The following is a 9,100-nucleotide window of genomic DNA, read 5'->3' as shown; positions in this document are numbered from 1 at the left end:
CCTCGCCTGCGCCCGCCGTGAAGTCGAAAGCGGGTGGTACGACCCGCGGGCCGTGCTGCGGCACGTGGAGGAGACCGCGGCAGCCCTGGACGCCGGGCACGAGGACCGGGCGCGGGCCCGGGCCGAGCGGGCCCTGCGCCGGGTACGGGGCGAGGTGGCCGCCGCCCGCGACTTCGTCACCACCCACCGGGGCGCGATCGGCTGCCGGGCCCGCACCCGCCTCGCCGAGGCCGAACGCCACCTGGCCCTCGCCCGCGCCTCCGCCGACCTGCGCACCGTCCGCTCGGAGACGGGCCACGCGGACTCCCTCGCCCGCCAGGCCCGCGCCCTGGCCGAACACGACGTGGGCACCTACGGCACCCGCTACGACCCCGGCACCCCGCCCCCCGCCCGGGCCCTGGGCGGCGCGCTCCTCGGCGGCATCGTCCTGGCCGGGCTGCTGCCGGCGACGTTCGGCGGTGGCGCGACCCGCGGCCGCCTGGCCGCGGGCTGAGCGGCCCGTCCTCCGCCGGGACGGCTCCCTTCCGGTGGGCGCCGGCCGCGGCGCAGGGTCGTCCACTGCCTGGATGAAAAAGGCGAAACCCCAGGTCAGAGCCCCCGCCGGAGGCCTGAGGCAGCCGAAGTCGGCGCGGGCCCGTACCATGGAAGTGGCCGCGGCGTGTTCTGCCCGGCGGGCGCGCGTGCCGGACCGTACGCGCCGCCATCCACGATTCCGGGAGAAGCGCCGCAAGTGCCCACGCGCCATGACATTCGAAACGTCGCCATCGTCGCCCACGTCGACCACGGCAAGACGACCATCGTCGACGCCATGCTCAAGCAGGCCGGCGCCTTCGCCGCGCACCAGCTCGACTCCGTCGACGACCGAGTCATGGACTCGAACGACCTGGAGCGTGAGAAGGGCATCACGATCCTCGCCAAGAACACGGCGGTGAAGTACCACCCCAAGGACGGCGGCGAGCCGATCACCATCAACATCATCGACACCCCCGGCCACGCCGACTTCGGTGGCGAGGTCGAGCGCGGTCTGTCGATGGTGGACGCGGTCGTGCTGCTGGTGGACGCCTCCGAGGGCCCGCTGCCGCAGACCCGCTTCGTGCTCCGCAAGGCGCTCCAGCAGCGGAAGCCGGTCATCCTCTGCATCAACAAGACGGACCGCCCGGACTCCCGCATCGACGAGGTCGTCAACGAGACCTACGACCTCTTCCTCGACCTGGACGCGGACGAGGACCAGATCGAGTTCCCGATCGTCTACGCCTGCGGCCGTGACGGCATCGCGTCGCTGACCAAGCCGGAGGACGGCACCGTCCCCGCGGACAGCACCAGCCTGGAGCCGTTCTTCTCCACGATCCTGGAGCACGTCCCGGCCCCGGCGTACGAGGAGGACGCGCCGCTCCAGGCCCACGTCACCAACCTCGACGCCGACAACTTCCTCGGCCGCATCGCGCTGCTCCGCGTCGAGCAGGGCGAGCTGCGCAAGGGCCAGTCGGTCGCGTGGATCAAGCGCGACGGCACGATCTCCAACGTCCGCATCACCGAGCTGATGATGACCGAGGCGCTCACCCGCAAGCCCGCCGAGGTCGCCGGCCCCGGTGACATCTGCGCGGTCGCCGGTATCCCCGACATCATGATCGGCGAGACCCTGGCCGACCCGGAGAACCCGGTCGCGCTGCCCCTGATCACGGTCGACGAGCCCGCGATCTCCATGACCATCGGCACCAACACCTCGCCGCTGGTCGGCCGCGGCGGCACGGGCAAGGGCGCGGACGCCAAGTCCGCCGTCAAGGACCGCAAGGTCACCGCCCGCCAGGTCAAGGACCGTCTGGACCGCGAGCTGGTCGGTAACGTCTCGCTGCGCGTCCTGGACACCGAGCGTCCCGACGCCTGGGAGGTGCAGGGCCGCGGTGAGCTGGCGCTGGCCATCCTGGTCGAGCAGATGCGCCGCGAGGGCTTCGAGATGACCATCGGCAAGCCCCAGGTCGTCACCAAGGACGTCGACGGCAAGGTCCACGAGCCCGTCGAGCGCCTGACGGTCGACGTGCCCGAGGAGCACATGGGCGCCGTCACCCAGCTCATGGGCACCCGCAAGGGCCGCATGGACAACATGTCGAACCACGGCTCCGGCTGGGTCCGCATGGAGTTCGTCGTCCCGTCCCGCGGTCTGATCGGTTTCCGCACGGAGTTCCTGACGAACACCCGCGGCACCGGTATCGCCCACTCGATCCACGAGGGCCACGAGCCGTGGTTCGGCGAGCTCAAGACCCGCAACAACGGCTCCCTGGTCGCCGACCGCGCCGGTGCCGTCACCGCCTTCGCGATGACGAACCTCCAGGAGCGCGGCGTGCTCTTCACCGACCCGGGCACCGAGGTGTACGAGGGCATGATCGTCGGCGAGAACTCGCGCGCCGACGACATGGACGTCAACATCACCAAGGAGAAGAAGCTCACCAACATGCGCTCCTCCTCCGCCGACTCCTTCGAGGCGATCGTCCCGCCGCGCAAGCTGTCGCTGGAGCAGTCCCTGGAGTTCTGCCGCGACGACGAGTGCGTCGAGGTCACCCCGGAGGCGGTCCGCATCCGCAAGGTCGTCCTGGACCAGAAGGAGCGCGGCCGCACGGCTTCCCGCGCCAAGCGCTGAATTTCCTGACGCTCCGACAGGAGCGCCGGGTACCGAGAGGCCCGGTCCCGCCGCAGTCCACTGCGGCGGGACCGGGCCTCCGGCGTATCCGAGTGACTCGGAATCAGACAGTCCATATTCATCCACGGCTGCAAAGGTTGTCCGGATACCGGCCGGTCGACGCCGGAAGTTGTGTTAACAGTCCGTTTCGCGGGTGTCTGTCTGTGCTGGCTTTGTCCGGTTTTCGAACCTCTGGGAGTGCTCGATGTGACCAAAGCGAGACCCTTTAAGTGTGGTTTACAAGGCGGACGTACTTAATAGTTGGGTTCATTGAGCTCGGGTCAATGGGTCACGCGCTGTGGGGAGCGCCGACTCACGAGCACACTCGAGGTGCCGGTTCCGTCTCCGCTGTCAGGGGTGTCAGCGTGGGGCCGGCGCCTCTCTCGTAGTGAAAAGTGGACTCTTGAGGAGGCATACCCATGCGCGGTGCCAAGAGCGCCAAGTGGGTCGTCGGCGCGATAGTCGTGGCCATGGCGGCGACTGCTTGTGGTGGCAGTGACAGCAAGGACAGCGGCGGAAAGGGAGCGGTCTTCCGTCTCGGTATCACCGAGCCGAAGTCGATCGACCCGGTCAACGCCCAGGAGTCCGAGGGCACGTTGGTGGCCCGTCAGCTGTTCGTGGGTCTCTACGACGTGAACGTCGACGGCACCCTCAACGCGAAGCTGGCGGAGTCCGCGAAGCCGAACGACGCCGGTGACGAGTGGACCTTCCAGATCAAGAAGGACACCAAGTTCTCCAACGGCGAGGCCGTGAACGCCGAGGCGTTCATCCGCGGCTGGACCCGCGTCGTCGCCAAGGCGTCCGCCTCCGACGTGGCCTACCACATGAACGGCATCGCCGGCTACAAGGAGCTCAACGGCGGTTCGAGCGACAAGTTCTCCGGCCTGACCGCCGAGGGTGACTACACCCTCAAGGTCAAGCTCTCCGCACCGGACTTCGAGTTCGACAAGAAGACCGCCCACCCGGCCTTCAGCCCGGTCCCGAAGGTCGCCGGCGCCGGTGACAACAAGTCGTTCAACGACGCCCCCATCGGCAACGGCCCCTTCAAGATGTCGGGTTCGTGGGAGCACAACAAGAAGATCACCCTCGTCCGCAACGACGACTACGGTCTGACCAAGGCCAAGCTGGACAAGGTCGAGCTGTCGATCCTCAACCCGGCCAACGGCGTGACCCTGGAGTACAAGGGCTTCGAGTCGGGTCAGTTCGACTGGGCCCGTATGCCGGTGCCGCAGATGCCGGGCGCCAAGGCCAAGTACGACCCCCAGGGCCAGTGGCTCAAGGCTGACGTCAGCGGCGTCAACTACATCTCCCCGTTCAACGAGTCGGGTCCGATGAAGTCGGCCGACGCCCGTAAGGCCGTCTCCTACGCGATCGACCGCGCGGAGATCGCCAAGGGTGTCTTCCAGGGTCTCCAGGAGCCGGCCACCGCCCTGCTGCCCCCGTCCTTCAAGGATGTCTACAAGGCCGACGTGTGCACCTCCTGCGTCAAGCAGGACAAGGGCAAGGCCAAGGAGTACGCGGAGAAGGCCGGCCTCAAGCCGGGCGACACCCTGGACTTCGGCTACAACACCGGTGCCGGGCACGAGGAGTGGGTGCAGGCCGTCGCCAAGCAGATCGAGGACGTGCTCGGCCTGAAGGTCAAGCTCAACGGTCTGCCCTTCAAGGAGGCCCTGGCGCGGCAGCAGGACAAGGGCACCATCGGCATCTGGCGTCAGGCGTGGACCGCCGACTACCCGACCGCCGACAACTTCTTCTCGCCCCTGCTGTCCACCAGCGGCATCAACCCGGACGCCAACGGCAAGGCGCTGGGCGACAACCGCGGCCGCTACAGCAACCCGAAGTTCGACGAGCTGCTGGTGAAGGCCCGTCAGACCAAGGACGCGGCCGAGCGCGCCAAGATCTACAACGAGGCCGAGAAGCTGGCCATCGACGAGGACCAGGGCGTCATCCCGACCTGGAAGCGCACCCAGTACCGCCTGGTGAACAGCAAGAAGTTCTCCAACATCAAGCTGGACTTCTTCGAGGACCCGAACCTCGCCGAGATCGGCATCAAGTAACCATCACCCTCCAGCCAGTCCCGTGAAGACCGTGGAGCCCCGAGCAACGACTTGAGGCTCCACGGCCTTCGCCTCCGCATGTTCCGGCCCGCGCGGCCGGGCCGTGCGCGGCCGCCTCCCCACCCTTCCCGTACCGGGAGGCGACGGCGAACGCCCCACGGCGGCAGTAAGTCAAGGAGACATCGTGGGCAAATATGTGATCCGGCGGATCGGGCAGATGGTGATCGTCCTCTTCGGTGCGACCCTCATCCTCTTCGCCTGTCTGTTCGTCCTTCCCGGAGACCCGGTCGGCTCGCTCGGTGGCGACAAGGCGCGTGACCCCGCCGTCGTCGAGCAACTGCGCGAGCGTTACGGTCTGGACAAGCCCCTCGCCGTGCAGTACGGCAACTATGTGACCAACCTGGTCAAGGGCGACCTCGGCGAGGACTACACCCAGCGGCGCCAGGTGACCGAGGTGCTCGGCCCCAAGCTGGGCAACACCGCCAAGCTGGCCGTGGCGGCGATCATCATCGACGTGGTGCTCGGCGTCCTCGCGGGCCTGGTTGCGGCCTTGTTCAGATATTCGTTCTGGGATGTATTGGTCACACTTCTCACGACCTTGGCCATCGGCTTCCCCAGCTTCGTCATCGGCATGATCCTGCAGAGCCAGTTCGCCGTGAACCTCGGCTGGTTCCCGCTGATCTCGGACGGGTCGTTCAACTCGATGATCATGCCGGCGTTCACGCTGGCCATCATCGACGCGGCCCTCGTCGCCCGGCTGATGCGCGGCACCATGCTCGAGGTGCTGCGCGCGGACTACGTCAAGACGGCCATCGCCAAGGGCCTTCCGCGCCGCACGGTGCTCCTCAAGCACGTCATGCGCAACTCGATCATCCCCGTGGTGACCTACATCGGCATCTCCTTCGGCGGTCTGCTCGGCGGTGCGCTCATCACCGAGGCGATCTTCAACTGGGACGGCATGGGCTATGCGCTGGTCACCGCGATCCAGCAAGGGAACAACCCGATCATCGTCGGCGTGGTCACCTACGGCGTCGCCGTCTTCGTCCTGCTCAACCTGCTGGTCGATCTGCTGTACGCGGTGCTCGACCCGCGGATCCGCCTCAGCTGACCGCAAGGTCACACCCCGTTCTAGGAGTCACCCATGACTGAGCTCACCAAGAGCGACCAGGGGCCGGACGCCGCGACCGCACAGTCAGCAGTTGCGAACAACACCGCCGAGCCCGCACCGGCCCGCATCACGCAGTGGGGCGAGATCCGCCACCGCTTCATGGCCAACAAGCTTGCCGTGGTCGGCCTCGGCCTGGTCGTCCTGCTCTTCATCGTCGCCGCCGCGGCACCCCTGATCGCGACCCACGACCCGTACGCGCAGAACCTCACCAACACGCTGGCCGAGCCCAGCGGGGACCACTGGTTCGGCACCGACGCCCTCGGCCGCGACCAGTTCTCCCGGATCATCTACGGCAGCCGCATCGCCGTCATCGTCGGTCTGGCCTCGATCTTCCTGGCCTGTGTGATCGGCTGCATCCTCGGCGCCCTGTCCGGCTACTTCGGCAAGGCCGTCGACAGCGTCATCATGCGCACCGCCGACGTCTTCTTCGCGTTCCCGCTGCTCATCGGCGCGATCGTGATCATCCTGGTGATGGGCCGCGGTGTGCTGCCCGTCATCATCTCGCTGGCCGTCTTCAGCTGGGCCACGGTCGCCCGTCTGCTGCGCTCCAGCATCCTGTCCGTGCGCGAGATGGACTATGTGACGGCGGCGAAGGCGCTCGGCGCGAGCACCACCCGCATCATCCTGCGGCACATCATGCCCAACTCCATCGCGGCCGTGATGTCGTACGTGTCCTTCAGCGTCGGCACCGCCGTCGTGGCCGAGGCCTCGCTGTCCTTCCTCGGCATCGGCGTGAGCCCCGAGGTGCCGGAGTGGGGCAACATGATCTCCGCAGGCAAGGACTCCCTCGGCGTCAGCGACTTCCTTTGGGTGTACCCCAGTTCCGCGATCGTGCTGACGGTGCTCGGATTTGTCTTTGTCGGTGACGGGCTGCGCGACGCCCTCGACCCGAAGCTGCGTTGAGGAGAACGTCCCGATGACCACGACCGAAAAGACCGCCGGGGCCTCCGGCCCCGCGCCGCAGGACGGCAAGGGCGCCAAGAAGTCCGCGCCCCTGCTCGAAGTGCGCGACCTGCACGTCGAGTTCAAGACCCGCGACGGCGTCGCCAAGGCCGTCAACGGTGTCAGCTACAGCGTCGACGCCGGCGAGACCCTCGCCGTGCTCGGCGAGTCGGGCTCCGGCAAGTCCGTCACCGCCCAGGCCATCATGGGCATCCTGGACTCGCCCCCCGGCCGTGTGGCCGGCGGTGAGATCCTCTTCCACGGCCAGGACATCCTGAAGCTGCCGGAGAGCGAGCGGCGCAAGCTGCGCGGCCCGAAGATGGCGATGATCTTCCAGGACGCGCTGTCCGCCCTCAACCCCGTCTTCTCCGTCGGCAACCAGCTCGGCGAGATGTTCCGGGTGCACCAGGGCCTGTCGAAGAAGGACGCCAAGGCCAAGGCGATCGAGCTGATGGACCGGGTGCGCATCCCGGCCGCCAAGCAGCGCGTGGGCGACTACCCGCACCAGTTCTCGGGCGGTATGCGCCAGCGCATCATGATCGCGATGGCGATGGCCCTGGAGCCGGACCTGATCATCGCCGACGAGCCGACCACGGCCCTCGACGTGACGGTGCAGGCCCAGGTCATGGACCTGCTCGCGGAGCTGCAGCGCGAGTACAACATGGGCCTGATCCTGATCACCCACGACCTGGGCGTGGTGGCGGACGTCGCCGACAAGATCGCCGTGATGTACGCGGGCCGCATCGTGGAGACCGCGCCCGTGCACGAGCTCTACAAGCGCCCCGCGCACCCGTACACGCGCGGCCTGCTGGACTCGATCCCGCGCCTGGACCACAAGGGCCAGGAGCTGTACGCGATCAAGGGCCTGCCGCCCAACCTCCTGCGGATCCCCACCGGCTGCGCCTTCAACCCGCGCTGCCCCAAGGCCCAGGACGTCTGCAGGGAGGACATCCCCGCCCTGCACCCGGTGGCGGAGCAGGACGGCACCGAGCTCGACGGCCGCGGCAGCGCGTGCCACTTCTGGAAGGAGACGATCCATGGCTGACATGACCGAGCAGGCCGGGAAGGCCGGTCAGCGGGAGCCGATCCTCCAGGTCCGCAACCTCGTCAAGCACTTCCCGCTGACGCAGGGGCTGCTGTTCAAGAAGCAGGTCGGTGCGGTCAAGGCCGTCGACGGGATCTCCTTCGACCTCTACCAGGGCGAGACGCTGGGCATCGTCGGCGAGTCCGGCTGCGGCAAGTCCACGGTCGCCAAGCTGCTGATGACGCTGGAGACGGCCACCTCCGGCGAGGTCCTCTACAAGGGCCAGGACATCACCAAGCTGTCCGGGCGTGCGCTGAAGGCGGTCCGGCGCAACATCCAGATGGTGTTCCAGGATCCGTACACCTCGCTCAACCCGCGGATGACGGTCGGCGACATCATCGGCGAGCCCTTCGAGATCCACCCCGAGGTGGCGCCCAAGGGCGACCGGCGCAAGCGGGTCCAGGAGCTGCTCGACGTCGTCGGCCTCAACCCCGAGTACGTCAACCGCTACCCGCACCAGTTCTCCGGCGGCCAGCGCCAGCGCATCGGCATCGCCCGCGGCCTGGCGCTCAACCCCGAGATCATCATCTGCGACGAGCCCGTCTCGGCGCTGGACGTCTCGGTGCAGGCGCAGGTCATCAACCTGATGGAGCGGCTGCAGGACGAGTTCAACCTCTCCTATGTCTTCATCGCGCACGACCTGTCCATCGTCCGGCACATCTCCGACCGCGTCGGTGTGATGTACCTGGGCAAGATGGCCGAGATCGGCACGGACGCCGAGATCTACGAGCACCCGACGCACCCCTACACCCAGGCGCTGCTGTCGGCCGTGCCCGTGCCGGACCCCGAGGCCCGCGAGGGCCGCGAGCGCATCATCCTCACCGGCGACGTGCCCTCCCCGGCCAACCCGCCGTCCGGCTGCCGCTTCCGCACCCGCTGCTGGAAGGCCGAGGACAAGTGCGCCGAGGAGCTGCCGCTCCTGGCCGTGCCCAAGCTCTACGAGGGCAAGGACACCCCGGCCGCACACGAGTCGGCCTGCCACTTCGCCGAGGTGAAGCAGGTGGTCGGCGCCGCGTAGCGCCGGTCGTGGACGGAAAGGGCTCTCCCGGGGCGCGCTGGTCGCGCCGGGGGAGCCCTTTCGTGTGGTTCGGCCGGGGAAAGCCGCCACAGAGGTGCATCACACCACCGAATGGGGTGTTATCTGGGCCTAAGCGACACTTGGGATCTGGAGGAGG

General features: G+C 67.9%; 6 protein-coding genes and 1 pseudogene. All 7 read left to right on the top strand.

From position 1 onward, the window contains the following. A pseudogene (locus V7793_RS27600) lies at positions 1–493 on the top strand (hypothetical protein); the annotation flags it as partial. Positions 494–730: 237 nt separating this feature from the next. Then, the gene (typA, locus tag V7793_RS27595) at positions 731–2,635 is read left to right on the top strand and encodes a translational GTPase TypA (protein ID WP_336011206.1); all 1,905 of its coding nucleotides are present in this window, start codon (positions 731–733) and stop codon (positions 2,633–2,635) included. A 458-nt stretch (positions 2,636–3,093) separates the two neighbouring features. Further along, positions 3,094–4,731 (top strand): peptide ABC transporter substrate-binding protein, encoded by a 1,638-nt coding sequence (locus tag V7793_RS27590; RefSeq protein ID WP_336011204.1) that lies wholly within the window; start codon positions 3,094–3,096, stop codon positions 4,729–4,731. A gap of 184 nt (positions 4,732–4,915) precedes the next feature. Continuing rightward, entirely contained in the window at positions 4,916–5,839 is a 924-nt protein-coding gene (locus V7793_RS27585) for an ABC transporter permease (protein ID WP_256790357.1), read from the top strand. A gap of 33 nt (positions 5,840–5,872) precedes the next feature. Further along, positions 5,873–6,802: an ABC transporter permease gene (locus V7793_RS27580; RefSeq protein ID WP_336011197.1), complete on the top strand. Its 930-nt coding sequence runs from the start codon at positions 5,873–5,875 to the stop codon at positions 6,800–6,802. Positions 6,803–6,815: 13 nt separating this feature from the next. Then, positions 6,816–7,886, top strand: a complete 1,071-nt coding sequence (locus V7793_RS27575; protein ID WP_336011194.1) for an ABC transporter ATP-binding protein — start codon at positions 6,816–6,818, stop codon at positions 7,884–7,886. Further along, positions 7,879–8,943, top strand: coding sequence for an ABC transporter ATP-binding protein (locus V7793_RS27570; RefSeq protein WP_336011192.1), 1,065 nt, complete (start codon positions 7,879–7,881; stop codon positions 8,941–8,943). The genes V7793_RS27575 and V7793_RS27570 overlap by 8 nt, the downstream gene beginning before the upstream one ends. The last annotated feature ends 157 nt before the right edge of the window (positions 8,944–9,100 follow it).

Origin of the sequence: Streptomyces sp. KLMMK (genome assembly GCF_036961605.1) — a bacterium.
Classification (GTDB): Bacteria; Actinomycetota; Actinomycetes; order Streptomycetales; family Streptomycetaceae; genus Streptomyces; species Streptomyces telluris.
This window is presented reverse-complemented; position numbering and strand designations above follow the sequence as displayed.

Excerpts from the sequence above, each read along its gene's own strand:
- V7793_RS27575 (WP_336011194.1), top strand. The coding sequence starts at position 6,816 with ATGACCACGACCGAAAAGACCGCCGGGGCCTCCGGCCCCGCGCCGCAG.
- V7793_RS27580 (WP_336011197.1), top strand. The coding sequence starts at position 5,873 with ATGACTGAGCTCACCAAGAGCGACCAGGGGCCGGACGCCGCGACCGCA.
- V7793_RS27570 (WP_336011192.1), top strand. The coding sequence starts at position 7,879 with ATGGCTGACATGACCGAGCAGGCCGGGAAGGCCGGTCAGCGGGAGCCG.
- V7793_RS27590 (WP_336011204.1), top strand. The coding sequence starts at position 3,094 with ATGCGCGGTGCCAAGAGCGCCAAGTGGGTCGTCGGCGCGATAGTCGTG.